Annotated in this window: 18 protein-coding genes; 10 read left to right on the top strand and 8 right to left on the bottom strand. The window is 74.6% G+C overall.

The features are described 5' to 3' along the window. Positions 1-5: 5 nt before the first annotated feature. The 5 genes from AC5L36_RS27115 to AC5L36_RS27135 all read left to right on the top strand — a co-directional run bounded on the left by AC5L36_RS27115 (position 6) and on the right by AC5L36_RS27135 (position 4,462). Positions 6-1,016, top strand: a complete 1,011-nt coding sequence (locus AC5L36_RS27115; RefSeq protein ID WP_441223095.1) for an SDR family NAD(P)-dependent oxidoreductase — start codon at positions 6-8, stop codon at positions 1,014-1,016. Further along, a complete protein-coding gene (locus AC5L36_RS27120) occupies positions 1,016-1,894 on the top strand; it encodes an amidohydrolase family protein (protein ID WP_441223148.1) in 879 nt (292 codons plus the stop codon). The genes AC5L36_RS27115 and AC5L36_RS27120 overlap by 1 nt, the downstream gene beginning before the upstream one ends. Further along, the gene (locus AC5L36_RS27125) at positions 1,887-3,374 is read left to right on the top strand and encodes an acyl-CoA synthetase (protein ID WP_441223096.1); all 1,488 of its coding nucleotides are present in this window, start codon (positions 1,887-1,889) and stop codon (positions 3,372-3,374) included. The genes AC5L36_RS27120 and AC5L36_RS27125 overlap by 8 nt, the downstream gene beginning before the upstream one ends. Before the next feature lie 18 nt (positions 3,375-3,392). Beyond that, positions 3,393-3,848, top strand: a complete 456-nt coding sequence (locus AC5L36_RS27130) for a MaoC family dehydratase (RefSeq protein ID WP_441223097.1) — start codon at positions 3,393-3,395, stop codon at positions 3,846-3,848. A 284-nt stretch (positions 3,849-4,132) separates the two neighbouring features. Continuing rightward, positions 4,133-4,462 carry a YlxR family protein gene (locus AC5L36_RS27135; RefSeq protein WP_441223098.1) on the top strand — a complete coding sequence of 110 codons (330 nt, stop codon included), beginning with the start codon at positions 4,133-4,135 and terminating at the stop codon, positions 4,460-4,462. Between the two features lie 38 nt (positions 4,463-4,500). On the opposite strand, the gene AC5L36_RS27140 is transcribed toward AC5L36_RS27135, so the two are convergent. Then, a complete protein-coding gene (locus AC5L36_RS27140) occupies positions 4,501-5,235 on the bottom strand; it encodes an anti-sigma factor (protein WP_441223099.1) in 735 nt (244 codons plus the stop codon). A gap of 160 nt (positions 5,236-5,395) precedes the next feature. Continuing rightward, entirely contained in the window at positions 5,396-5,668 is a 273-nt protein-coding gene (locus tag AC5L36_RS27145; protein ID WP_441223100.1) for a hypothetical protein, read from the bottom strand. 149 nt (positions 5,669-5,817) lie between these two features. Here AC5L36_RS27145 and AC5L36_RS27150 point away from each other — a divergent pair, with 149 nt between their 5' ends. From AC5L36_RS27150 to AC5L36_RS27160, 3 genes are all read left to right on the top strand, one after another. Continuing rightward, on the top strand, positions 5,818-6,807 hold the full coding sequence (locus AC5L36_RS27150; RefSeq protein ID WP_441223101.1) for a tagatose 1,6-diphosphate aldolase: 990 nt from the start codon (positions 5,818-5,820) through the stop codon (positions 6,805-6,807). Then, positions 6,798-7,793, top strand: a complete 996-nt coding sequence (locus AC5L36_RS27155) for a class I mannose-6-phosphate isomerase (protein ID WP_441223102.1) — start codon at positions 6,798-6,800, stop codon at positions 7,791-7,793. The genes AC5L36_RS27150 and AC5L36_RS27155 overlap by 10 nt, the downstream gene beginning before the upstream one ends. A gap of 331 nt (positions 7,794-8,124) precedes the next feature. Beyond that, positions 8,125-8,691, top strand: a complete 567-nt coding sequence (locus AC5L36_RS27160; RefSeq protein WP_441223103.1) for a dihydrofolate reductase family protein — start codon at positions 8,125-8,127, stop codon at positions 8,689-8,691. Here the strand turns inward: AC5L36_RS27160 and AC5L36_RS27165 are convergent. After that, positions 8,676-11,819 carry an ATP-binding protein gene (locus AC5L36_RS27165; protein ID WP_441223104.1) on the bottom strand — a complete coding sequence of 1,048 codons (3,144 nt, stop codon included), beginning with the start codon at positions 11,817-11,819 and terminating at the stop codon, positions 8,676-8,678. The genes AC5L36_RS27160 and AC5L36_RS27165 overlap by 16 nt on opposite strands. 59 nt (positions 11,820-11,878) lie before the next feature. Here AC5L36_RS27165 and AC5L36_RS27170 point away from each other — a divergent pair, with 59 nt between their 5' ends. After that, positions 11,879-12,955 (top strand): TolB-like translocation protein, encoded by a 1,077-nt coding sequence (locus AC5L36_RS27170; protein WP_441223105.1) that lies wholly within the window; start codon positions 11,879-11,881, stop codon positions 12,953-12,955. A gap of 421 nt (positions 12,956-13,376) precedes the next feature. Here the strand turns inward: AC5L36_RS27170 and pgfA are convergent, their stop codons facing one another. The 3 genes from pgfA to AC5L36_RS27185 form a co-directional block, all read right to left on the bottom strand. Next, the gene (pgfA, locus tag AC5L36_RS27175; protein ID WP_441223106.1) at positions 13,377-14,417 is read right to left on the bottom strand and encodes a cell envelope lipid trafficking protein PgfA; all 1,041 of its coding nucleotides are present in this window, start codon (positions 14,415-14,417) and stop codon (positions 13,377-13,379) included. 76 nt (positions 14,418-14,493) lie between these two features. Beyond that, positions 14,494-19,353 (bottom strand): alpha-(1->3)-arabinofuranosyltransferase domain-containing protein, encoded by a 4,860-nt coding sequence (locus tag AC5L36_RS27180; RefSeq protein WP_441223107.1) that lies wholly within the window; start codon positions 19,351-19,353, stop codon positions 14,494-14,496. After that, on the bottom strand, positions 19,350-21,026 hold the full coding sequence (locus tag AC5L36_RS27185; protein ID WP_441223108.1) for a substrate-binding domain-containing protein: 1,677 nt from the start codon (positions 21,024-21,026) through the stop codon (positions 19,350-19,352). The genes AC5L36_RS27180 and AC5L36_RS27185 overlap by 4 nt, the downstream gene beginning before the upstream one ends. Before the next feature lie 90 nt (positions 21,027-21,116). Between AC5L36_RS27185 and AC5L36_RS27190 the strand changes: the two genes are divergently transcribed. Next, entirely contained in the window at positions 21,117-22,289 is a 1,173-nt protein-coding gene (locus AC5L36_RS27190) for a glycosyltransferase family 4 protein (protein ID WP_441223109.1), read from the top strand. Here the strand turns inward: AC5L36_RS27190 and AC5L36_RS27195 are convergent. Then, on the bottom strand, positions 22,274-22,432 hold the full coding sequence (locus AC5L36_RS27195) for a hypothetical protein (RefSeq protein WP_441223110.1): 159 nt from the start codon (positions 22,430-22,432) through the stop codon (positions 22,274-22,276). The two genes, AC5L36_RS27190 and AC5L36_RS27195, sit on opposite strands and share 16 nt — an antisense overlap. Before the next feature lie 34 nt (positions 22,433-22,466). Then, complete coding sequence (locus AC5L36_RS27200) at positions 22,467-24,146, bottom strand: MmpA family trehalose lipid delivery protein (protein ID WP_441223111.1); 1,680 nt, start codon at positions 24,144-24,146, stop codon at positions 22,467-22,469. Positions 24,147-24,149 lie beyond the last annotated feature (3 nt).

Raw genomic sequence — 24,149 nt, forward strand, 5'->3', positions numbered from 1 at the left:
CGTCCATGGTGGACCTGACGGGCCGGGTGGCCGTCGTCACCGGCAGCGGCCGGGGGCTCGGGCTGGCGTACGCGAGCGCGCTCGCCGCGGCCGGCGCGTCGGTGGTGGTCAACGACGCCGACCCCGCGGCCGCCACGGCGGCGGCGAAGCAGTTGGTCGCCGAGGGCGGCACCGCGGTCGCCGAGCCGGGCGCGGTCGGTCCCACCGCCACGGCCGAGCGTCTCGTCGACCGTGCCGTCGAAGAGTTCGGCCGCCTCGACGTGCTCGTCACCAACGCCGGCATCCTGCGCGACCGGGTGCTGTGGAAGATGACCGACGAAGACTTCGACGAGGTCGTCACCGTCCACATGAGAGGCACGTTCACCTGTGTCCGAGCGGCCGTGCGGCGGATGCGCGAGCAGGGCGACGGCGGCCGGATCGTCGCCGTGGGCTCCCCCGCCGGGCAGCGCGGCAACTTCGGCCAGACCAACTACTCCGGCGCCAAGGCCGGCATCGTCGGGATGGTGCGCACCTGGGCGCTCGAGTGCGCCCGCGCCGGGATCACCGTCAACGCGGTCATCCCGGTGGCCGCGACGGCGATGACCGCGACGATCCCGGCTTTCGCGCCGTACGTCGAGGCGTGGCAGGCGGACGGCACGCCGTTGCCCGGCTGGCTGCGTACCGGGGAGGGGTTCGGCGCGCCGGCGGACGCGGCCGGGCTCGTCGTGTTCCTCGCTTCCGCCGAGGCGGGCGACGTCACCGGCCAGGCGATCGGCATCGGCGGCGACCGCCTCACGCTGTGGTCCCACGCGGAGGAGGTGGCCACCGCGATCCGCGAGGGCGGGTGGGACGCCGACGCGATCGCCGCCGTCTGGCCCAGCTCCCTCGGTCGCGAGGCGCGACAGGTCGGCATCCCGGCCCCGGGGCTGGCTCGACCCGAAGCTGGGCGCGGAGCGCCCAGCACGGATCGAGCCGGCAGCCCGGGCCCCAGCGAGCGGAGCGAGCCAGACAGCAGAGCTCCGCGGGTGCCGGAGTGATGGACCTCGACGCGCTGGTCGCCGTCGACATGCACGTCCACGCCGAGGTGGGCCGCGACGGCCACCAGTCGCTGCCGGCCGAGCTGATGGCCGCGTCGACCCGTTACTTCAAGTCCGGCCACGAGCGGACACCGACCATCCCGGACATCGCGGCGTACTACCGCGAGCGCCGGATGGCCGCCGTGGTCTTCACCGTCGACGCGGAGACCGCCACCGGGCACCCGCCGATCCCGAGCGAGGAGGTGGCGGAGGCCTGCGCGGCCAACGCCGACGTGCTCATCCCGTTCGCCAGCGTGGACCCGTGGCGCGGGGCGGACGCCGTGCGCCAGGCGCGCACGCTCGTCGGCGAGTACGGGGTGCGCGGCTTCAAGTTCCACCCCGGCCTACAGGCCTTCCACCCCGACGACCGGGTGTGCTACCCGCTGTACGAGGCGATCGAGGCCGCCGGTGCCGTCGCGCTGTTTCACAGTGGACAGACCGGGATCGGCGCGGGCGTGCGCGGCGGTGGCGGCATCCGGCTCAAGTACACCAACCCACTCGCCCTCGACGACGTGGCCGCCGACTTTCCCGACCTGAAGATCGTCATCGCGCACCCGTCGTTTCCCTGGCAGGACGAGGCCCTCGCCGTCGCCACCCACAAGCCGCTGGTGCACATCGACCTGTCGGGCTGGTCGCCGAAGTACTTCCCGCCGCAGCTCGTGCGCTACGCCAACACGCTGCTGTCCGGCAAGGTGCTCTTCGGCTCGGACTTTCCGGTCATTACACCGGACCGCTGGCTGGCCGACTTCGAAAAGCTGGACATCCGCCCCGGGGTGCGGCCCAAAATACTCAAGGAGAACGCGGTGCGCCTCCTCGGCCTGGAGGACAAAGGTGCTTAACCAGGGGATCGGCTCGTGGGCGGCCCGCCGCGCCCGCATGTCCCCGGAGCGGGTGGCGACCGTCCACGATGGAGACGAGTACACCTACCGCGAGGTGGCCGCGCGCGCGACGAGGCTGGCCCACGTCCTCGCCGCGGGCGGGATCGGTCGCGGCGACCGGGTGGCGTACCTGGGCCCCAACCACCCGACGTTCCTGGAGGCGCTCTTCGCCACGGGGCTGCTCGGCGCCGTGTTCGTCCCGCTCAACACCCGCCTCGCCGCGCCCGAGCTGGCCTACATCCTGCGAGACAGCGGCGCCACCGCTCTCGTGTGGTCGCCCCGGCTGGCGACGGTGGTCGAGCGGCTGACTCCCCCGCCGTTCCAGCTCCGCCTCGGCGACGACTACGAGGCCGCACTGTCCATCGTGGAGCCGGAGCCGATCGACCTGCCGGTGGACCCGGGCGAGACCTGCATGCTCATGTACACCTCCGGCACCACCGGCCGGCCCAAAGGCGTCATGCTCACCCACGCCAACGTCACCTGGAACACCGTCAACCTGCTCGTCGACGTCGACCTGGCCAGCACCGAGGTCACGCTGGTCAGCGCGCCGATGTTTCACGTCGCCGCGCTCGGCCAGACCGTGCTGCCCACGTTCTGCAAGGGCGGCACCGCGATCCTGGTGTCCGCCTTCGACCCGGACGAGACGCTGGAGCTGATCGAGCGCCACCGGGTGACGTTCCTGTTCGGGGTGCCGGCGATGTTCCTGGCCGTCGCGCGGTCACCGCGCTGGGCGGAGGCCGACCTGTCGTCGGTCCGCTCGGCCATCTGCGGCGGGGCGCCGGTGCCCGAGCCGCTGATCGCGACCTACCGGCAGCGCGGGGTGACGTTCCTCCAGGGCTACGGCCTGACCGAGGCCGCGCCGGGTGCCACGTTCCTGCGGGTCGGCGACAGCCCCGCCAAGGCCGGTTCGGCCGGCACGGCGGCGTTCTTCACCGACGTGCGCCTGGCCGGCCCGGACGGCGCCCCGGTGCCACCGCACGAGCCCGGCGAGGTGCTGATCGAAGGCCCCAACGTGATGGCCGGCTACTGGGGGCTGCCCGAGGAGACCGCGGCCGCGTTCACCGCGGACGGCTGGCTGCACACCGGCGACGTCGCGATCGCCGACGACGAGGGATACCTCTACATCCGCGATCGGATCAAGGATCTGATCATCTCCGGCGGCGAAAACATCTACCCGGCCGAGGTCGAAGACGTGATCTACCAGCACCCGGCCGTCGCCGAGTGCGCCGTGATCGGCGTGCCCGACGAGCGGTGGGGCGAGGTCGGCCGGGCCGTGGTCGTGCTCCGCGCCGGCAAGACCCTCGACCCGGCCGCCCTGCTGGCCTTCCTCGACGGCAAGATCGCCCGCTATAAGATCCCGAAGACCGTGGTGTTCGCCGAGAGCCTGCCCCGGACCGCCTCCGGCAAGGTCCTCAAGCAGCGGCTACGCGACCGTCACTGACCCCAGGAGGCACACCAGATGCTCACCGTCAACGGACTCGACGAGCTCCGCAACCTCGCCGGCACCACGCTCGGCCCCGGCGACTGGTGGGACATCACCCAGGAACGGGTCGACCGCTTCGCCGACGCCACCGGCGACCACCAGTGGATCCACGTCGACGCCGAACGCGCCCGCACCGGCCCCTTCGGCGGCACGATCGCCCACGGCTACCTGACCGTCTCGCTGCTCGTTCCGATGTGGACGGAGCTGCTGCGCATCGACGGCATCGGCATGGGCGTCAACTACGGCCTCAACAAGCTCCGCTTCCCGTCCCCCCTCCCGGTCGGCTCGAAGATCCGCCTGCACGCACACGTCGAGTCGGCCCGCGAGGCCCCCGGCGGCGCCGTCGACCTCACCCTCGCCATGACCGTCGAACGCGACGGCGCCGACAAACCGGTCGCCGTGGCCGAGGTCATCTACCGCTACTTCCCGTAAGCCGCGATCCAGGTCCGGCTACCGCGATGTGCGTCGTGGTCCGGGGCCGTCGCTCCTGTCCGCCGCTGGTCGCGGTCACCGCGTTTGCTGTCGAGCTGCCCCGTCTACGCGCCCGGGTCGCGAGCCACGCGCACACCCACTCGCCCGCGCCCATCCCGACGGCCCGCGACCCGGGCGGTGGTTCGAGGGGCGCGGATGCGGTGCGCGTCCGCCGTGCCGGCGAGACAATCGGGGGGGCGGGCGAGGAGTCGCCCTGTGGCGGCTCGGATGGAGGCGCGCGGCAGATGGGCGATCCACACATCCACGTCGACCGGAAGGTGGTCGAGGCCAGCGTCCCGATGCGCGACGTGATGGCGTCGGCGTTCGGGCTGGTGGCCGACGCGCCGAGCTCGGTCACCACCGGCTGCGGGCTGCGGGTGCCCTACGCGATGACCTCGCCGCGGCCGGAGAGCGTCACCTGCCTGGCCTGCCGCGAGCACGCCCAGCGCGAGCACCTGCGCTTCGCCGACCAGGTCGAGCGCCTCGGCCGGATGCCCGAGATGGAGATCACCCCCGACCAGGCGGCAAAGGCGGCCGGCCGCCACCGCGACCTCGCGCGCCGCTTCGCCACGTAGACGTCGGCCGGCTGCGAGCCGCACCGGGCGGCGCCCGGTCAGGACAGGTCGATGGTGGCTAACGCGTCCATGGTCGGGGTGAGCGACCCGATCTCGGGCTCGCGGGTGATGCTGAAGGCGGTCGCGCCCGGGGTCCAGTCGAAGACCAGCGTGCCACCCTGGACGCCGACCGGCAGCCGCGCCGCCGGCCTCGACGTCGCGCCGGTGACCACCCACATCTGGTAGGTCTGGCCCGCCGGTGGGCTGGACAGGCCGGCGAGCATGGCCACGCCGCCGTGCTCGCTGTCGGAGACCGCGGCGGCGATCCGCCCGCCGGTCGGCAGGTCGGCGCCGCGCATCTGGACGTCCTTGGCATTCATGACCGCGTAGATGCGCTCGCGCTCGGACCGCAGCGACCGCACCTGCTGCTGCTCGTCGGAGAGGCGCTGGTCCATCACGACCCAGGTGGCGACGACCGCGAGCACGGCCGCGGCGGCGACGCCCAGCGTGGCCCGCCGCCACCGCTCGGCGCGCGCGGCGGGCGCGGTGTCACGCTCGGGCCGGTCGGCGGGACTGACCTGGCGGGTCTGCGCCACGATCGCGAGGACGCTGTCACGCATCCGGGCCGGTGGGCCCTCGTCGAGGGCGAGCCTGGCCGTGACCTCGCGAAACTCGGCCACCTCGAGCTGGCAGGGCTCGCAGTCGGCGAGGTGGCGGGTGAAGGCGGCGCGCTCGATGTCGTCGACGGCGTCGAGGGCGTAGGCACCGGACAACGCATGCAGATCCGCGGTCACTGCCCTCACCACCCCACTCGCGCGTGATGTCGCCGCGAGCTCGACTATCGACGATGGTAATACGCCGGCACGCCGGAAGCGGTTCAGGCGTCCATCCAGACCGGCGGTGACGTCCGCCGGCGGTTGCCCGGCCGGCGGACCTCATCCCACCTGGGACGGCTCAGCGGAACCACACGTACAGGTACCAGTGGTACTGGCCGTCGGACGGGTAGTACTGGTAGGAGCAGTAGTACGAGCTGAACTGGCCGCCCGAGACGAGGCTGTTGCCGAAGTACTCGCAGTACTCGAGCGTGTAGTACACGCCGAAGAGCATCGGGTCGGCGGCGGCCGCGGCGCGGGTCGTCGTGGCAGCGGCCTGGGCCGGTGCGGCCAGGCCGACGGCGAGCGCCGCGCCGATGCCGGCGAGGGCGATGGCTGTGCGGATTCTGCGCATAGAAGCTCCTCGAAGTCGGTCTCCCATCCGCCGCGAATATAGCTGTACGTCGATTGAAAATCGCTAGAACGCTGTTGCTTGCGGTTTCCTACGCATTCATGCCGTACAGCGTTGACGAACCCGCAGAGATCGGCATACTCTCGCAAGTCGTGAGCACTACCGTCGACCCCGGCAAGGTCCGCGGCCTTCAGCGCGTGACCAGCGCCGACGGCTACTTCCTCATCTGCGCCATCGACCACCTGTCCGACTTCGCCGAGCTGCTCGCCCCCGACCCCGCCACCGTGCGGTTCGCCGACGTGGTCGCCGCCAAGGACGCGGTCGTCCGTGCGGTCGCGCCGTCCGTCTCGGCGGTCCTGCTCGACCCGCTCTACGCGCTCGGCCACCTGGTCGGCTCGGGCGCCGTGCCCGGCGCGGTCGGGCTCATGTCGAGCATCGAGGACGAGGACTACCAGCACCCCGCCGGGCCCCGCCGCACCCGCATCCGCGCGGACTGGAACGCCACGCGCGTCAAGCTCGCCGGCGCGGACGTGCTCAAGCTGCTGTGGTTCTACCGCCCCGACACCTCGGTGGCCGAGGATCAGCGGCGGCTCGTCGCCGACCTTGTCGCCCAGTGCGCCGACCTCAGCCTGCCGCTGGTGGTCGAGCCGATCTGGTACCCCCTGCCGGGTGAGGACCCCACCGGCGAGGAGTGGAAGGCCGCGCGGGTGCGCGGCATCATCGCCTCCGCCATCGCCGCCGACCGGCTCGGCGTCGACATGCTCAAGGTCGAGTTCCCCGGGTACGTGGAGACGGCGGCGGGCCAGGACGCGGCGGCCGAGGCCTGCGCGGAGCTCGACGCGGCCGTGCACGTGCCATGGGTGATCCTCTCGGCCGGCGTGGGGTACACCGACTTCAAGACACAGGTGCGCATCGCCTGCCAGGCGGGCGCCTCCGGCTACCTCGCCGGCCGCTCGATCTGGCGCGACGCGGTCTCCACGCACGAGCCGGCCGCCCGCGAGCGCGCGATCGCCGCGGCCCGCGCCCGGCTCGACGAGCTGAACGCGATCACCCGCCAGTACGGTAGGCCGTACACGCCCACGCGCCCGCTGGACGAGGTGCTCAAGGAGTTGCCCGCGGAGTGGTATCGCACATGGCACTGACGCTGCTGCCGGCCAACACGCCCCGCTCGTTCTACCGCGGGGCCGGCCGGATCCACCGCTTCCGGGGCATCGCGGCGCCGGACGACCCGTACTACCCGGAAGACTGGGTGGGCTCCACCACGAGCCGCTTCGGCCAGGCCCCGCTGGGCCTCTCCGTCCTGCCGGACGGCACACTGCTCGCCGACGCGATCGCCGAGCGGCCGGAGTGGTGGCTGGGCGCCGAACACGTGGCCGCGCACGGCCCCGACCCGACGATCCTGGTCAAGCTGCTCGACGCGGGCGAACGCCTGCCGCTGCACGTGCACCCCGACCGCGCGTTCGCCGACGACCACCTGGCCTCGCCGTACGGCAAGACCGAGGCCTGGGTCATCGTCGAGGCCGACCCGGACGCGGCGGTCCATCTGGGCTTCGCCAGGGACGTCCCGCCGGACGAGCTCGCCGACTGGGTGGCCAACCAGCGGATCGACGAGATGCTGGCCGCCACCAACCAGGTGCCGATCCGGGCCGGCGACGCCGTCCTCTGCCCGGCCGGCCTACCCCACGCCATCGGCGCCGGCGTCCTCATGGTCGAGGTACAGGAGCCGACCGACTTCTCGGTGCTGCTGGAGTGGAAGGGCTTCGCCGACGGCCCGGAGGGCGGCCACCTGGGGCTGGGCTACGACCTGGCACTGTCCTGTGTGGACCGGCAGGCCTGGTCACCCAGGCGCCTGGGCGACCTCTCCGGCCCGCGCGGCGCGCACCTGCTCCCCGCCGCGGCCGACCCGTTCTTCGCGGTGGAGCGGCTGCGGCCCGACGGCGGCGCGAGCGTGCTGGAGCCGGCGTTCTCGGTGGTGGTGGTGACGGCGGGAGCCGGCCGCTTGGAGGCCGAGCACGAGCCGCCGCTGGAGGTCCGCGCCGGCCACACGGTGCTCGTGCCACACGGCGCCGGCCGCTGCACGCTGCGCGGCAAGGTCCAAGCGGTCCGCTGCAAGCCCACCCCCCGGTAAGACGCCGCCCCGCAGCGCTCACCCGGCGCAGCAGGCGCCCAAAGCCTGACCCCAGCGAAGCCGCAGCCAGCGCGCGAAGCCGAGCCGTGCCGTATGCCGCCGTCCACCCGCAGGGGAGCAGACCAGCGCCGGCGCCGAGGCCCCGCCGGAGGCGCCGCACAAAACCGCGACCAACAGCGGAGCGGGAGCCCGCGGGAGCAACGACGGGCGACCAAACGCGGACGCGGGCAAATGAGACAAAACCCAGCCCGAAGGGTGACCTGAAGAAAACCGTAAGGGTGCCCCCGCAGGGTGGTGTGCAGGAAGCGAGACCACTACCGGAGGTACCGACATGCGCAAGCTGATCGAGTCGACGTTCGTGTCCCTGGACGGCGTCATCGACGACACCCGGCCCTCGACCGCGTCGCGGGCTGAGCCACAACACTGGGGGCAGCCCTACTGGGACGCCGACCACGACGGATACGCCGCCGAGCTGCTGACCTCGTCGGACGCGCTGCTGCTCGGGCGGGTGACGTACGAGGGGTTCGCGGAGGCGTGGTCGGCGCAGAGCGGGCCGCAGGCGGACACGATGAACGACATCCCGAAGTTCGTGGCGTCGCGGACGCTCACCGAGGTGACGTGGAACTCGACGCTCCTCCAGGGTGACGTGGCCGAGGAGGTGGCCCGCCTCAAGGAGCAGCCGGGCAAGAACCTCTTGAAGTGGGGCACGGGTGAGCTCGACCGCACGCTGGTGGAGCACGGGCTGATCGACGAGTTCCACTTCTGGTACTTCCCGGTCATCGTCGGGGCGGGTAAGCGGCTGTTCGAGGGGGCCGGCTTCGACACGACGCACCTGAAGCTGGCCGACATCAAGCGCTTCGAGTCGGGGATCGTCGTGCACATCTACGCGCCCAAGTAGGGCATTTCGGCCGCCTCTTCCAGCGTGAGGGCGCGGCCTTGCACGAAGAGGGCCTCGAAGTCTGGCTCCGCGGCCCGGACGGCCTCGGTCGTCCGGGCCAGCTCTGCCTGATCCATATCGGACAGCGGCAGGTCCGCGGCGGCGCGGGCGGTGGCCGCGGCGCCGAGCAGTCGCGCGGCCAGGGCGGCGCGGCCGTCCAGTGCCAGCGCGGCGGCCATCCCGACCACCGCCCAGGCCATGCCGGGCCGCGAATCGGTGTCGCGGTGGGTGTCGAAGCCCTCGCGCTGCCACGCCAGCGCGGCGGCCGGGTCGCGGCGGTCGGCGGCCAGCAGGCCCAGCTCGGTGAGGACCATCGCGAGGTACGGGGGGCTGGCTTCGCCGCTCTGCTGGGCGCGGGCCGAGGCCAGCAGCCAGCGCAGGTGTTGCTCGGCGGTGTCGAGGTGGCCGGCGCGGCGGGCGGCGTACGCCAGGGTGATCGTGGCGAACACCTCCCCGGCCCGCTGGCCCTGCTCGGCCGCGAGGCGCCGCGCCTGCTCGCCGTGCTCCAGCGCGTGGCGGTGGTCGCCCTCCTGCACGGCGATCCAGGCCAGCCAGGCGAGGTGGCCGGCCACGTCGGGCCAGAACTCCAGCTCCTCGGCCATCCGCAGGCCGGACCGGGCCAGCCGCGCGGCCTCCGCCCGGTCGCCGGTCATGTCGGCGAGGCCGATCAGCCAGTCGGTGGCCTGGAGTACGCCCCAGTCGTCGCCGAGGGTGGCGAAGATGTCGGCGCTGCGCCGCGCGTCGTGTTCGAGCGCGGCCGGGTCGGCCTTCATGTGCGCGAGCATCGCCCTGGTGCTCAGCGCGGCCGCCTCGCCCCACCGGTCCCCCGCCACGCGGAACGCCTCCAGCGCGCTCTCCAGCAGCTTGCCGGTGGCCGCCTCGTCGCCGAAGTCGATGATCGACGCGGCGATGAACCACTCGGCGCGGGCGCTCGGCATGGTCAGCCGCGCCATGACCTCGGGGCCGGCCTCGCCCTGCCGGATCGCGAGGCCGGCGGCCCAGCACCCGGCTTCGGCGCGGAGTGCCTCCGGCGCCGGGCCGGGCACCTCCAGCGCCGCGGCCAGGGCACGGCGCGCCTCGCTCAGGCGTCCGCGCATCACGCGGTACCAGACCAGGGCGCTCGCCAGCCGGATCGCCTCGCCGGCGGCGCCCTCCCGCCGGAAGGTCTCCATGGCGGCGCGCATGTTGGCCGCCTCGGCGTCCAGGCGGTGCAGCCACTCGCGCTGGGCGGGGCCACGCAACCGGCCGTCGGCCTCCTCGGCCAGCGTCAGGTAGTAGGCGGCGTGGCGGCGGCGCGCCGGTGCCTCCTCCCCCGCTTCGCGCAGGCGGTCGAGGCAGTAGGCGGCGACCGACTCCAGCAGCCGGAAGCGGGAGTCGTCGACGCGCACCACCAGCGAGCGGTCGACGAGGCGGGCCACCAGGTCGAGCACGTCTCCGGCGCACACCGCCTCGGCGGCGGACAGCGTGCACCCTCCGGTGTGGACGGCCAGCTGGCGCAGTACCGCGCGCTCCGGGTCGGACAGCAGCTGCCAGCTCCAGTCGATCACCGCGGCGAGCGTGCGCTGGCGGGCGGGCGCGTCGCGCGGGGCGGTGCCGAGTAGGCCGAACCTGTCGTGTGGCACTCGCAGCCGGGCCGCCAGTTCGGCCACGCCCAGCGCCGGTACCCGGGTGGCGGCCAGCTCCAGGGCGAGCGGGATGCCGTCGAGGCGGCGGCACACCTCGGCCACGTCGGCGACCGTCTCGGGTGCCGGGTCGAGGCCGGCGCGGGCCAGGAAGAGCCGCACCGCCGGCGACCGCAGGAGGCGGGCCGGGTCGTCGGTGTCCGGGACCTCCAGCGGCGGCAGCTCCCACCGCACCTCGCCGCGCAGGCGCAGCGGCTCGCGGCTGGTGGCCAGCACCCGCAGGTCGGGCGCCGCCGCGAGCAGCGCCGCGACCGGGCCGGCGACCTGGTCGACGACGTGCTCGCAGTTGTCCAGCACGATCAGCGTGCGGCGGTCGCGGAGCGCGGCGGCGAGGCGTTCGGCGGCCGGCTTGGGCGCTCCCGGCGGGTCGGGCACGCCCAGCACGGACAGCAGCGGCTCGGCCGCGTCGCCCCGGCCGTCCCAGGTGGTCAGGTCGACGAGCCAGGTGCCGTCCGGGTGTACGTCGACCGCGCTCCGGGCGACCGCGAGCGCCACGCTCGTCTTGCCCACCCCGCCCGCGCCGGTCAGCGTCACCAGGCGGCCGGTGGCGAGCAGCTCGCGTACCCGGCGCACCGCCTGCTCGCGGCCGATCAGCGCGGTCAGCGACGCCGGCACGTTGGTGGTCGGGCGCACCGGGCGGGTGGGCTCGGCCGGCGCGTCCTCGCCCGGGTCGCCGGCCAGGATCGCCTGGTGCAGCGCGGCCAGCTCCGCGGACGGGTCGAGCCCCAGCTCGTCGTCGAGCCGCCGCCGCAGGTCGTGGTAGCTGTCCAGCGCCTCGGCGACGCGGCCGGCGCGGTAGAGGGCGCGCATGTGCGCCGCCCGCAGCCGCTCCCGGTAGGGGTGGTGGGTCACCGCCTCGGCGAGGTCGACGGCGAGGTCTCGGTGCTCGCCGAGCTCCAGCCGGGCCTCGGCGTACGCCTCCAGGGCGGCCAGCCGCTGCTCCTCCCACCGGGACACGGCCACCCCGGCGAACTCCTCGTCCGCGAAGTCGGCCAGCGCCGGCCCCCGCCACAGCTCCAGCGCCTCGGCCAGCAGCCCTGCGCGGGTGCGGGCGTCGGCCGCCGAGCGTGCCTGGCCGGCCAGCGCGGCGAAGCGGGCCGCGTCGACGGCGTCCGGCTCGGCCCGCAGCGCGTACCCGGGCGGCTGGGAGACGACCAGATCACGGCCGCCCGCCTCGGCGCCGGCGAGGGCGCGGCGCAGCTGGGCGACGCGCACGTGTACCGCCGCGCCGGGATCGGCCGGCGCCGCCTCGCCCCACAGGTCCGCGACGAGCCGGTCGGCGGACACCGGGCGGCCCTCGTGCACCAGCAGGTCGGCGAGCAGGGCCCGGACCTTGCGCCCCGGCACTGCCACCGGCTCGCCGGCGTCGGTCCACACCGCGAGCGGCCCCAGCACCCCGAATCGCACAACGCCACCCTACGGACGGTGCGGTCGCGCCCGCCGGGTAGGTGGCTACCGTTACGGGCGTGGCGGGACGGATGCGCAGCGGCCTTTTCGGGCTGGTCGCCGCCCTCGTCGCGGCCGGAGCCCTGCTGGCGCAGACGCCGGTCGGCGCGCGTTCGCCCAAGACGCCGCCACCACCCGTGGCGGCCGCCTGGCCGCAGGTCACGCGCGCGACCATCCCCGGCACGCTGCCGGATGGCGCCGCGTACACCCCGGTCTACTTCCTCGACGAGCGGGCGTCGGTCGGCACCGCGCTCGACCCGCGCGGCGGCGGCGTGCGCCTGGTGCTGCGCGCCGCGGACGGGGCGATCCGGGAGCTGCGCCGGGGTACCGGCCGGTTCTACGCCGGCTTCACCCGCGACGGCGACCAGCTCGTGTGGGCCGAGTCGGTCACGGCCGAGGACGGCGTCACCCGCACCGAGCTGTGGCGCGCCGCCCTGGCCGGCGGCGCACCCCGGAAGGTCACCGCGGACACCGGCTGGGTGTCGTTCGAAAACTCCGACCACGACATCGTGGCAGCCGCGGGCCAGCTGCACTGGACGGCCGCCGCCCGGTCGTCGACCGAGATCCGCTCGGTGCCGCTCGGCGGCGGCCCGGTGCGGGTGCGCACCGAGCCCGGCGCGTGGGCGCTGACCGCCTGGCCCTGGCTGGTGAGCACCGGCAGCGGCCAGCGCGGCCCGATGCGCCTGCTCAACCTCGACACCGGCCAGACCACCACGGTGAAGGCCGGCGACGACACACCCGACCAATGTGGACCGACGTGGTGCCGCCTCTTCGCGCTACGCGGCGACGACCCGGTGCGCAGCGTCCTGATGCGGCCGGACGGCAGCGACCGCCAGACCGCCACCGACGACGGCGCCACCGCCGCGATCGCCGACGTGGCCGTACTCGACCGGTTCGAGGTCCTGGCCGGCGACTCGAGCACCCTGGCGACGGCAGTGGGCGGCGCGCGCCTGCTCATCTACGACCTGAAAACCCGCCAGCTCGTCAACGTCGCCGAGGCCGCGAGCCGCGTCTCGTACCGCGGCGGCGTGCTCTGGTGGTCGACCAGCGGCGGCGACAACACCACCTGGCACAGCATCGACCTCCGCACCGTGTGACGCTTCTTTCCCAGGCATATTCGCCCGCGTTCGCGTCACCCGCGGACCGCCGCTCCCGCCGGAGTACGCGCCGCAAGCCCCACGGTGGGCCGGACCCTTGTCGGACGGGGTGCCCGCAGGTCGCACCGGTTGTGACGCGGCGTTACCAGCCCAGGCGCCGGGACTTCGAGATCGAGGAGACTTAGGGCTGACATGGCGCACTAACTCTCCAAGATCTGGCATCGGACGCTGCTCCCCGGGGGCCCACGCATACGGTCCGCAGGTGACGCGGACGGGGGTAAATCCGCGGAAGGATCCTGACGACGATGGGTCGCCGCTTGTCGGCGTCCGCGAATCCGTCGCGGACGCCGAGGCGGACGGCCAGGTAGAGCGCCAGGGCGCCGAAATCACGGTACAGGTGCGGGGTCCTAAGAGGACGTTCTCAGCGGGCCTGTGGTGCTGGCGGGACCGCGGCCGCGGTGGTGCCGGGCGCGGGGGCGGGGGCCGGGGCGCGGCCGGCGTGCTTGCCGGCGTTGCGGCGGCGCATGCTCAGGAGCACGGCCAGGACGATCAGGACCAGGCCGAGCACCACGAGGCCGATCGGGGCCCACAGGTTGACGATCCGCAGCAGCTGGCGGTTGTTGGAGGCGCGGTCGGCGGCGCTGGCGACGGTGTCGTTGGTGTAGGTGAAGGTCGCGTTCAGGACGTTGACGGACTGGCCGCTGTCGGCGACCAGGTTCTTCTCCTGGACCTCCTGCACCTTGAGGTACTGGCCGGTGGTCGGCTCGACCCAGACGGTGCGGGTGTTGTTGTACACGATCTGGCCCGAGGTGGCGCCCGGGATCAGCTGGCCCAGCAGCAGCTGGAGCCGGTCGGCCGGCACCTCCTGCCGCCCGCCGCGGATCTCCTGGGTGAACTGGTAGGTCTCCAGGCCCTCGATCTCCTCGGTCTTGACGAAGACGGCCGGCTGGGCGGCGTTGATGTCGCGGTCGAAGATCTGGTAGGTCTTCTTCTCCGTGCCGAACGGGAACTTGTAGATCTGCCCCGTGTAGGCGACGCTCTGCCGCTCGTTGCCGGTGTCGAGCCACTGCCCGTCCCACGGCTGGGCGGCCGCGGACTTGCGGTCGATGGCCAGCTCGGTGCTGTAGGCGCTGACCAGCTCGCCGTTGTCGGTGCGGACGACCTGCTGGCCGACCAGCCACACCGCGGCCTTGCCGTCGAGGTCGCCCTCGAGCTTCGCCGTCGCTGCGGCGTCCGGCTGCACGGTGATGGTCGAACGCAGGGTGCCCTGGTTGACCTCGGCCTTGCCGTCCTTTATCTGCAAGAAGGTCGCGTTGGGGGCCTCGGCGACCGTCTGGGTGCGCTCCAGATCGTAGGGCAGCTGGTTTACCCGGGGGCCGACGATGAAGGCCAGGCCCGCCGCGAACACCAACGCGAGAACACCAAGGCCGAAGAGCACGGCGTGGGTCACGCGGGAGCTCATAGTGCCCTCCACAATGTAGGGACGGACAGGTGGGGGTTGAAAAAGTCCGCCGGTAGGCGAGCAGGTTACTACTGAGTCACATCTGTTGCGACCCCTGACCCTCCACGTGGCGCAGAATCATCGTGAAGTTCCACGTCAGGAGCTCCCGGAGGACCGGAAGCCGGGCGGTCCAATGCGCCCATCGGGGGTGGTAACGGGGCAGAACAGCCACCACCTCGACGCGCCCCTGCCGGCGGGCCGCGCGGGCCCAGCGCGCCGCCCGGGCGGCGCTGATCGGGAAGAGCGTGTGCCGGTAGCGGTTCTTCGGCTCCTTGCCCTTGCGGCGCACGTACCGCCGGCGGGCCCGCTCGCCGCCGAGGTAGTGCCACGGCGCCGTCTCGTGCCCGCCCCACGGCGACAGCCACGGGGTGAACGAGACGAAGACGGTGCCGCCGGGGCGGGTCACCCGCACCATCTCGTCGAGCATCGCCTCCGGATCCGCCACGTGCTCCAGCACGTTGGAGGAGTAGCAGACGTCGAGGCTGCCGGAGCGGACGGGCAGGGCGGTGCCGGCGCCGCGGATCATGCCGGTCACCGGCGCGCCGGCGGCCGCGAAGTCGCCGACGGCCGGGTCGAGGCCGACGTAGGTCGCGCCGGCCTCGCGGAACGCGGCGGCGAAGTAGCCGGGCCCGCCGCCGACGTCGAGCACGACCGCGCCGTCGAGGTCCACATAGGACCCGAGCTGGCGCACGGAGTCGTCGGCGAGCATCGAGTAGAACCGGTCCGGGTCGCTCTGCTCGTGCAGGAAGCCGCGGAACAGCCGGATCGAGCGGCCGAGCGTCGCGCGGTGCGGCGGGGGCGGCGCGGGTTCGAGCACCGGATCCGGGGCGGCGCGGGCGGACGGCGTGAGCGTGGCGGCGACCGCGCAGACGGCCGCGAGCGTCGCCGCCTGCACGAAGCCGCCGTAGGCCCACTCCTGCCCGTGCCCCTGTAGGCGGCCGACCACCGCGACGGCCGCGCCGCCGGCCCCGGCCACGAAGGCGATCGCGGGCAGCGCGCCCGGCCGCAGCTGGCGCACCAGCATCGCGGCGAGCAGCAGCACGGCCGCCGCCACACCGCCGAGGGCCACGGCGAGGGCCATCACGGGCAGGGCGACGAACCAGCCTGTCCCCCGCGCCGGTGCGACATCCGACCGGCGGCGGCGCCGGCCCGCGGGGGCGAGCGCCAGCAGGCCGACGAGTACCACGGCGCCGGCGCCCGCCGCGAGACCGGCGCGGTAGGGCCTGTCGGGGGCGAACGTGAGCGTGACCGTGCCACCGACCCCGGCCGGCACCTCGAACGCCTGCTGCCACCCGTCGACCCGCAGCGCGCGCAGCGACCGGCCGTCCAATGTGGCCTTCCAGCCGGCGTTGAAGTTTTCCGGCACGACGAGCAGCGCCGCGTCGCCGGCCGCCACGGTGACGGTGCGGGCGGTGGGGTGCCACTCGACGACCTCGACGGCGCGCTCCACCGGGGCGGCCGGGGTGCCGGCGCCGGGCGGCAGGAGCGCGGCCGAGTCGACGAGGAAGGCGGCGGAGGGTCTGGTGCGCAGGCGGTGTTCGCCGGCCGCGAGCTCGACCGTGTCGCCGGCGAACTCGTCGCACACGGTCACCGGCAGCGGCCGGCCGGCGCGGACGTCGGCCAGCGTGCCGGAGACCGACGTGGGGTACGCGACGCCGTCCAGCTCGACCGTGGGGCCGCTGCCGCACGGCGCGGTGACGGCGGTCGACAGGGTGGCCGGGCGCAGCAGCCCACCGAGGGCCGGCACCTCGACCTCCGCCACGCCGACCGGGGCCGGCCAGCCGTTGCCGCGGGTGTCGGCGCGCGTGGCCGCGTAGCCGGTCACCTCGATCTCGAGCCGGTCGGTGGTCAGCCGGGGGAAGGTGACCCATCCGTCGGCGCCGACGTTCGCGGCGGTCTCGCCGGCGGGGGTACGCAGGAGCACGGCCTGCGGTGCCGCGGCCACCGGGGCTTCCGGGGTGACGAGCCGCAGCCGGTCGATCCGCCGCTGGCCGTCCCAGGCGAGCCGGAGGGTCGGTGCGCCGTCGACCGGCTCGGCGAGCCAGGCCGTGGTGGGGTCGCCGTCGACGGCGGCGTGCGCGCCGACCGTGGCGTCGCCGGTCAGCACCGACGACGCCGACGCGGTCACCGGCAGGTCCACCGGCACGGGGCCGCCGGGGCGGGGCCGCACGGTCAGGCGCAGGGCGTACGCGGACGCCACCGGCGTGCTGAAGAACCGGTCGACGCCCAGCGGCTCCTCCCCCTCGCGGGCCAGGAACTGGTCGCACCGGGTCTGCCCGCCGGCGGTGAAGCAGGCACCCCGGTCCTGCGGCGCGCGGCTGAACGCGTAGACCGGCGGCCGCCCGCCGGTGACGTCGTCGGCCGCGCGCAGGGCACGCTGTGCCGCCAGGCCGGGGATGCCGAGCTCGCGCAGCGCCACAGCACCGCCGCTGTGGCCGGGCCGCAGCGCGAGCACCGTCACCCGGACCGTGGTGGTGAGGCCGGGCAGCGTGGAGAGCCGGTGCGGCCCGGGGGTGCCGGGCACCTCGCGGTCGACGGCGCCCTGGTCGGTGCTGACCCGCACGTACCCGACCGGCGAACCGGCCCGCAGGTCGTCGACGAAGTCGACGGTCAGGTCGTCCACCCGCCGCGGCGTGTCGAACGTGACCTCGAGCCACTGACCGACCGGCGCGGCGAACGGGTCGGAGCGCCACGACGTGCGGGTGTCGCCGTCGAGCGCGGCGAACGGGAGGTACGACGGCTCGCTGGGCCCGACCGTGTCGGCGAAGGCGGCGCTGCTCGACGCGTCGACCGACCGGATGCCCTGGTAGGCCGCGACGGTCTCGTGCCCCGGGGTGGCGAACGGGCTCAGGTCGCCGCGCAGCCGGCGCTGGCGGGTCTGCTCGTCGGCGGTCAGCGTCTGGCTCAGGTTGTCTCGCATCCGCCCGACGTTGAGCTCGCGGCGGCGCAGCCCGTCGGTGACGAGCCACGAACGGCCCGCCGGGTCGAGCCCGCCCGCGTCTCCGGCCAGCACCACCGGCTGGCGGCCGTCGACGAGCCGCTGCTCCAGCAGGCTGAGCAGCGACTCAGGCCCGCCGCTGACCACCGGCACGTTGCCGAGCGCCGTCGCCGAGACGACCGGGGTGGACGACCGCACCTCGTAGATCTCGATCGACGGCACGGCGGCGGTGGCGTCGACCGGGTTGCTCCCGGCGCCGACCGCCGGGCCGAAGGACGCCACCGGACTCAGGCCAGGTGAGCCGGCGACGGCCTGGCGCACCACGGCGATCGGCGGCGCACCGGTGGCCGCCCGGTCGATGTCGTGGCGCACCAGCAGGTAGCGGTAGCCGGCGCGGGCCAGGAAGTCGGCGAGGCCGGGCGAGCCGCGCCCCTGCGCCAGGACCGCCTCGACCGTGTCCATCACCCGGATGTTGCCTTCGGAGCCGAGCGGGATCTGGTGGCGGGTCGACCACGGCGCTCCGGCGAGCGGCTGGATCGCCTCGTCGACCGTGCGGCCCCAGGTGTTCTGCGCGAACCCCTGCCCCGGCACGACGAGCGTACGCGCGGTCGGGTCCTGAGCGGCGAGCCAGCCGGCCGCCTGCCGCCAGTGCCCGGGCACGTCCGACCAGCCGGGCCCGGGTCGCAACAGGAGCATCCAGGCCGGCGCGGCCGCCGCGAGCAACAGGCACGCCACGACCGGCGCCGCGGGCATCCGGACGCGGCGTAGGCCGAACCGCCGGCTGGCCGCGTACGCCAGGCCGAGCGCGACCGGCAGCCGCAGCACCGGCTCGAACTTGTGCACGTTGCGCAGCGGCGCGAGCGGCCCGTCGAGCAGGTCGCGCGCGGTGGCGGCGAACGGGCTGTCGAGCGTGCCGAGGTAGCCGATCGTGAGCAGCGTCAGCCCGGTCATCGCGCCGAGCACGAGGAAGCGCCGCTCGGGCAGGCCGCGCATGGCGAGCCCGACGAGGCCGGTCACCGCGACGAGCGCGGTCGCCGCCATCAGCCACGGCCGGTCGACGAGGACCCAGCCGGCCGGCCACCACGGCTCGCCCTGGACGATGTAGCCGACCCACTGGTTGGTGCCGCGCAAGGCCTGGAACTGCGACGTCACGGCCGTGGTCGTCGCCGAGGACTCGATGTAGTCGAGGAAGGGCAGGCTGTACTGGCCGAACAGCAGCAGCGGCGCGATCCACCACAGCGTCACGCCGGCGACGCACACCGCCCACCACGCGGCGAGCCCGGCCAGGTGGCGATCCCAGCGGCGGGTGGCCAGGTACAGCGCGGGCAGCACGAGGGACATCGCCACGGCGGCCGCGTTGATGCCGCCCATGCAGAGCACGGCCAGGGCGGACAGGGCGGCCGCGCGGCGGGGTGAACCGATGCGTCGCACTGTCACCAGGGGCAGCAGCACCCACGGCAGCATGACGACCGGGAGCATCTCGGAGGAGAGCGGCCCGACCTCGGTCAGCATCCGGGGCGCGAGCGCGTAGCCGAGCGCGCCGAGCAGCCGCCCGGTCGGCGAGCCGATCCGCAGCGCCCGCGCGAGCAGCAGCACGCCGAGGTAGGCGGTGCACAGCAGCAGCGCGCACCAGGCCCGCTGGGTGATCCACGGCGGTACGCCGAGCGCGTCGCCGCCGGCGAAGAACGGCCCGATCGGGAACAGGTAGCCGTACGCCTGGTTTTGCAGCTCGCCGGAGGTGGCCTCGGGGTTCCACAGGTGCAGCGCGCGGCCCATGAAGCCGAGCGGGTCGACGGCCAGGTCGAGCTTGGTGTCGAAGGTGACCTCGCCGGGCCGCTGCACGACCGCGACCGCGATGAGCAGCAGGGCGCCCGCGATCGCGCCTCTTCGCGAAGTCGCGGCGGCGGGCCTGGCGGTCACGGCCGGGGCCACGGCGGGTTTCTCCAGCACCGCGGTCATCGGCGGCACTTCGGCGGCAGGCAGCTGAACTCGGCCAGCGCGGTGAAGAAGATCTGCCGGATGCCGGCCGGGTTGGCGGTCAGCGCCACCCGCCCGCCGGTGGCCTTGGCGATCTGGTCGAGCTCGGCCCGGTCGATGTCCGGGCCCACGCCGATGAACAGGATCGGCAGCGGCCGCCGCTTGTCCTGCAACGTGGCCAGCTCGCGCAGCAGCTGCGGGCGGCTGATCCCGCTGGCGTTGTCGTCGGTGCCGTCGGTCAGCACCAGCAGGAGGTTGATCCGGCCGGCGGTCCAGTTGCGCGCGGCGTCGCGGTAGGCGGCGAGGGTGGTGTCGTACAGGCCGGTGCCTCCGTTGGGTTTGACCCGGACCTGGCCGAGCCGCTCGATGATCTCCGCGCGCCGCGGACCGACCGGCCCGACCGGGACGATCTGCTGGTAGTCGCGCTGCCCGTCGAGGTCGGTGGAGAACGTCCAGAGCCCGATCTCGGTCGCCCCGAGCAGCAGCCGCACGCCGCCCTGCGCGGCCTTGACGGTCGCCGACAGGCGGGACTCCCCCGGCCCGATCCGCGCCGCCATCGAGCCGGAGACGTCGAGCACGGCGAGAAGCCGCGCGGTGAGGTGGACGCCGCCCCAGGCGTTGAGCAGCGCGGCCGCCTCCGCCGCCGCGGGCACCGGCGCGGGCGGGTACGCCGTGTCGCGGATCCGGCCGGGTGTCGAGGGGCCGGTGAGCGGGGCGCCCGCCGCCGTGCGCAGGCTGTGCCGGGCCAGCGCCGCCCCGCCCTCGTCGGCGCGCAGCGCGCGCAGGAACGCCGCCGCGGCGTCCCGCGAGCCGGTCGAGGAGAGGACGGCGTACGGGTAGTCGGGGCCGGGGACCGGTGTCTTGGGGTAGACCGCCACCTGCGGCGTGCCGGCGCGCAGCACCTCCTGCTCGGTGCTGACCACCGCGGTCTCCGCGCGGCCCGGCCCGCCCGGCGCGGGTGGCGCCTCGCCGGTCATCGCGGCGGTACGCGGCGCCAGGCGGCGCATGATCGCGGCGGCCGCCCCGGCCCGGTCGCCGGCGAGGGCGCGGATGCCGACGAGGGCGCCGAACCCGAGCGGGCTGACCGCCGGGTCAGGCACGACGACCGGCACCGGCGGCCGCTCGGCGGCGACGAGGGCGGCCCAGTCCGGGGTGCGGGCGGGCCAGCCGAGGCGGGCGGCCGACCGCTGGTCGAGGGCGAGCACGACGGGTGTGGTCGCGACCGAGACGCCCGCCTCCGGCACCTGGAAGGCGCCGCCGTCGCGGGCCCGGCGCAGCCAGAGCGTCGACTCCGGCAGCCAGACGTCGGGCGGCGGCGCGGTGGCCGCCGTGGGCGGGGGCGCGGCGCTCGGCGAGGAGCCCGCGGGCGCCGCACCGACAAGGTCGCGCAGGACCTGGGCCGACTCGCGCGCCTCGACGACGACGTCGAGGCAGCGGTCGCGGGCGGCGAGCGCCTGCGCGACCTCCTGGGCCGCGGCCGCCACGCTCGGCGCGGCCGCCACCCGCAGTGACGTGCGGTCGGTGCAGGCGGGGTCGTTGCGGGTGCGCTGGAGGTAGGTGACGGCGGTCCAGCCGCCGAGCACGGCGACGAGGGCGACGCTCAAGAGGACGACCGGCCAGAACTCCGGCCGGCGCCGGCTGCCGCCGTCCGTCACTGCTGTGCCTCCCCATTGCGGATGGTCCGGTGAGCGCCCTAGTGTGACGCGACCGCATATCGTACTCGTGAGTAGGGGTGACGAGGGACCATGACCGAGGCCCTAAGTCGCCACATACTGTTCCTGAACTGGCGGGACACGCGCCACCCCGAAGGCGGCGGCTCGGAGGTCTACATCGAGCGGATGGCCGCCGAGATGGTCGCGCGCGGCTACCGGGCCACGATCCTGTGCCAGGCCTACGCCGGCGCGGCGGCCGAGGAGGTCAAGCCCGACGGGGTACAGGTCGTGCGGCGCGGCGGCCGGCACACGGTGTACCTGTTCGCCGCGCTCGTCTACCTGGCCGGCGCGCTCGGTTTCGGCCCGCTGTCCGGCCGCCGGTTCGGCCGCCCCGACGTGATCGTCGACGTGTGCAACGGGCTGCCGTTCCTGAGCCGGGTCTACGCGCGGCGGCCGGTGATCGCGCTGGTCCACCACGTGCACCGGGAGCAGTGGCGGGTGATCTTCGGCCCGGTGCCGGCCCGGATCGGCTGGTGGATCGAGTCGCGGCTGGCGGTACGCGTCTACCGCTCCTGCCCGTACGTCACGGTGTCCGAGTCGAGCCGCGCCGAGCTTGTCGGCCTGGGCGTCGACGCCGAGCGGATCACCATCATCCGCAACGGCACGCCCGCCGTCCTCACCTCGCCGGTCCCCCGCACCGACCATCCGAGCCTGCTCGTGCTGGGCCGGCTCGTCCCGCACAAGCGGGTGGAGCTGGCCCTGCGCGCGACCGTGCTGCTGGCGCGTGAGCTGCCCACCATCGAGCTGGTGATCGCCGGTCAGGGCTGGTGGGAGGCGCCGCTGCGCGAGCTGACCGCCGACCTCGGCATCGAGCACCGCGTCCGGTTCGCCGGCTTTGTGACTGAAGCGGACAAGCACGAGCTGCTCGGCCGCTCGTGGGTGGCGCTGACTCCGTCCATCAAGGAGGGTTGGGGTCTGACCATCGTGGAGGCCGCCGCGCACGGCACGCCGTCGGTGGCGTTCCGGTCGGCGGGCGGTGTCTCCGAGGCCATCCTGGACGGTCACACCGGCACGCTGGTGGACGACGAGCTCGACTTCCTCCGGGCGGTGCGCCGCCTGCTGCGCGACGACGAGCGCCGCACGGAGATGGGCAGGGCGGGGCGCGTCTACGCGCGGGGCTTTACGTGGGAGGCGTCCGGCGACGCCTTCGCCGGCCTGGTGAGCGACCGGCTAGCCGGGGTGCCGCAGGGTCAGCGGGTGCCGTAGACGGTCTGCGCGGGGTCCTGCTTGACCTCGTCGGCGACCGTGTCGGCCGACGGGCTCACCGCGCCGACCGTCGCGTAAATGCCGATGAAGCCCAGCGCCGCACCGAGCACGGCCGCGACGACGAACGTGGCCAGCTTGGCCATTGGAATCCTCCTCGGATTTACGAGTGTGCGGACGTTACCACGGAGTACGCACTGTGCGCAGCAGTGAGATGCCGGCGGCGAGCACGACGAGGGCGGCGAGCAGGTGGGCGGCGGCGGCCGGCCACCGGCGGACCGGCTCCGGGCGGGACGCGGCGGCCGACGGGTTCTCCCACAGCGCCAGGTACGGGCCGTCGAACACCGGGCGCAGCCCGGCCAGCGCGCCCGCCGGCACGTCCACGCCGGGCTCCTTGCGGACCAGCACAAAGCGGACGCCGATCCGCGCGACGGGTTCGCCGGCGTCGAGCAGGGCCTGGACCCGCGCGGCCCGCGGGCTCTCCCCGTCGACCGTCACCTCGCCCACCCGCAGCGCGTCGTTGATCAGCACCGGTACGCCGAGGTAGCGCGGCGCCGGGTCGCGGACCACCTGGTCGTGGTTCCACCGGTAGGCCTGGTAGCCGTGGAACGGCAGCGACAGCACCTCACCGTCGACCCGCGCCGCCACCTCCCGCCAGTCGGCGGGGTAGTGCACCGGCCGCAGCTGCCCGGCGGCGCCGTACGCCAGGTCGGGCAGGATCGCCACCGGCGCGAGGGCGGCCGCGACGAGCACCACCCGCCCGGCCGTACCGTCGAGGCGCCGGGCCAGCCGCTCGGCGAGCACCTCGGCGCCGACCGCGAAGGTGACGGCCAGCAGCAGGGCGTACGGGATCAGGAACTTCTGCCCGTCGCGCAGCAGCCCGGCGCCGGGGACGTGCGCCACCAGCCACTCCAGGGCCGGCGCGGTGGGCCCGGTGCCGGCCAGGGCGAGCAGGAACGAGCCGCCGGCCAGCACGGCCAGGCGCACGGTGACGCCCGGCCGACCGCCGTCGCCACGGTTGCACTCGCCGTCGGCGCGGGCGGCGTGCCACCGGCGGCGCAGCGCGACGAAGCCGGCGGCGCAGACGGCGAGGACCGCCGCGGTCGCGAATGGCACCAGCACCGACGCGCGGCTGCCGGGGACGGTCTGCGCGTTCCAGATGCCGCCGGTGCCGGCCAGCGCGCCCCAGGCGCCGCTCCAGTTCTCTCCACGCGCGGCGAACGCGCCGACGCCCTCCGGGTCGGACCGGCCACCGGCGGCGCTGGTCAGCGCGGCGACCACCCACGGCGCGTTGAGCGCGGCGACCGGCAGGGCCGCTTTCCAGGTCAGCACGGCCACCGTCGCCAACGCGATCAGGCCGCCGGTCGGGGTCACCGCGGCCGGCGCGGCCGCGAGCACGAGCCGGGCCAGCGCGCCGGGCCGGCCCGCGCGCACGTCCCGCGCCGCGGCCACGATCCAGGGCAGCGCGGCGTACGCGATCAGGAGCCCCCACTGCCCGAGCAGCAGCCGCTCGGCGAGGTACGGCGTCCAGGCGTACGCGAACGCGCCGACCACTGTGGACAGCGTCCGCTCGGTCGGCACCAGCCGCGCCATGCCGAGGGCGGCGAAGTAGACGATCCCGGCGAGCACGATCCGCTGGAGCAGCCACCCCGGCACGGCGAGGTTGGCCAGCGACACCAGGGCGTCCAGCGGCACCGCCCGGGGCAGCTCGCCGGCCGGCGCGACCATCTCCCAGCTCAGCCGCTGCCGGGGCACGAAGACCATGTCGTACCGCAGGACGTAGCCGGGCGCGGCGAGCGGGGCGAGCACGACCGCGGTGATCAGCGCCGCCGCGGCGTGTGGGACGAGCCGTTGGCGCACCGG

The sequence above is a fragment of the Phytohabitans sp. LZ39 genome (genome assembly GCF_059359075.1).

Excerpts from the sequence above, each read along its gene's own strand:
- AC5L36_RS27115 (WP_441223095.1), top strand. The coding sequence starts at position 6 with ATGGTGGACCTGACGGGCCGGGTGGCCGTCGTCACCGGCAGCGGCCGG.
- AC5L36_RS27120 (WP_441223148.1), top strand. The coding sequence starts at position 1,016 with ATGGACCTCGACGCGCTGGTCGCCGTCGACATGCACGTCCACGCCGAG.
- AC5L36_RS27130 (WP_441223097.1), top strand. The coding sequence starts at position 3,393 with ATGCTCACCGTCAACGGACTCGACGAGCTCCGCAACCTCGCCGGCACC.
- AC5L36_RS27135 (WP_441223098.1), top strand. The coding sequence starts at position 4,133 with ATGGGCGATCCACACATCCACGTCGACCGGAAGGTGGTCGAGGCCAGC.
- AC5L36_RS27145 (WP_441223100.1), bottom strand. The coding sequence starts at position 5,668 with ATGCGCAGAATCCGCACAGCCATCGCCCTCGCCGGCATCGGCGCGGCG.
- AC5L36_RS27155 (WP_441223102.1), top strand. The coding sequence starts at position 6,798 with ATGGCACTGACGCTGCTGCCGGCCAACACGCCCCGCTCGTTCTACCGC.
- AC5L36_RS27160 (WP_441223103.1), top strand. The coding sequence starts at position 8,125 with ATGCGCAAGCTGATCGAGTCGACGTTCGTGTCCCTGGACGGCGTCATC.
- pgfA (WP_441223106.1), bottom strand. The coding sequence starts at position 14,417 with ATGAGCTCCCGCGTGACCCACGCCGTGCTCTTCGGCCTTGGTGTTCTC.
- AC5L36_RS27180 (WP_441223107.1), bottom strand. The coding sequence starts at position 19,353 with ATGACCGCGGTGCTGGAGAAACCCGCCGTGGCCCCGGCCGTGACCGCC.
- AC5L36_RS27190 (WP_441223109.1), top strand. The coding sequence starts at position 21,117 with ATGACCGAGGCCCTAAGTCGCCACATACTGTTCCTGAACTGGCGGGAC.
- AC5L36_RS27195 (WP_441223110.1), bottom strand. The coding sequence starts at position 22,432 with ATGGCCAAGCTGGCCACGTTCGTCGTCGCGGCCGTGCTCGGTGCGGCG.